The sequence below is a fragment of the Microbacterium sp. MRS-1 genome (assembly GCF_000585455.1).
Classification (GTDB): Bacteria; Actinomycetota; Actinomycetes; order Actinomycetales; family Microbacteriaceae; genus Microbacterium; species Microbacterium laevaniformans.
The window spans coordinates 1-1,040 of sequence record NZ_JAUF01000040.1 but is presented as its reverse complement, the minus strand read 5'-3'; the positions used below and the strand labels follow the sequence as shown (position 1 = coordinate 1,040).

The window sequence follows — 1,040 nt, the reverse complement described above, 5'->3', positions numbered from 1 at the left end:
GGCTCTTCGCAGTTGAGGGTGTAGTCGAGGGTCGGCGGCTGGTTCGCGGATAGACGTCGAGGTCTTCCAGGATGGAAGTTCTCACACTGCCCATCTGCCGGAAGACCTCGACTTGCACCACCCTACGTTCGCGACCCCTGACCTCACCACGTTCTGCCGTCTCGATGAGCTCGGCCTCGAAGCCATCGGCCAGTTGATCGAGCCCGACCGGGCGGTACTCGAGTGCCGCGTCGTTGACGATGACCCGTGGTGTCGGAAGTGTGGCGCCGAGGGCGTGCCGCGCGACACCGTGACGCGTCCGCTCGCGCACGAGCCGTTCGGTCACCGGCCCACGACGCTACTGGTGCGGGTGCGCCGCTACCGGTGCGGCCACTGCCGCCGCACCTGGCGGCAGGACACGACGAACGCGGCGGCGCCGCGGGCGAAGATCTCCCGCGGCGGGGTCGGGTGGGCGCTGAAGGCGATCGTGGTCGACCCCCTCACCGTCTCCCGCGCCGCGGCAGGCCTGGGGGTGTCGTGGCACACCGCGAACACCGCGATCCTCGCCGAGGGCAAGCGGCGGCTGATCGACGATCCGGCCAGGTTCGACGGCGTCACCACGATCGGCGTCGACGAGCACGTCTGGCGTCACACCCGGTTCGGTGACAAGTACGTGACCGTGATCATCGACCTCACGCCCGCCCGCAACAAGACAGGTCCCGCACGGCTGCTGGACATGGTCGAGGGTCGGTCGAAGGCGGTGTTCAAGCAGTGGCTCGCCGCCCGGCCCAAGGAGTGGTCGAAGCAGATCGAAGTGGTCGCGATGGATGGGTTCAGTGGGTTCAAGACCGCCGCGTCCGAGGAACTCCCCGACGCGGTCCCGGTGATGGATCCGTTCCATGTCGTCCGGCTCGCCGGTGACGCCCTGGACCGGACCCGGCAGAGGGTTCAGCAGGACACTCTCGGGCACCGCGGTCACGCCGGGGACCCGCTCTACGGGGTCCGCCGCACCCTCCACACCGGCGTGAGCTTCCTCACCGAGAAGCAGACTGCACGGCTGG

The 1,040-nt window shown here is 68.9% G+C and carries 1 protein-coding gene; it reads left to right on the top strand.

Going from position 1 to position 1,040, the window contains the following annotated elements; all coding sequences use genetic code 11:
- Positions 1-112: 112 nt before the first annotated feature.
- On the top strand, positions 113-1,040 hold a 928-nt coding region (locus AS96_RS08575; RefSeq protein ID WP_036288417.1), incomplete at its 3' end, for an ISL3 family transposase.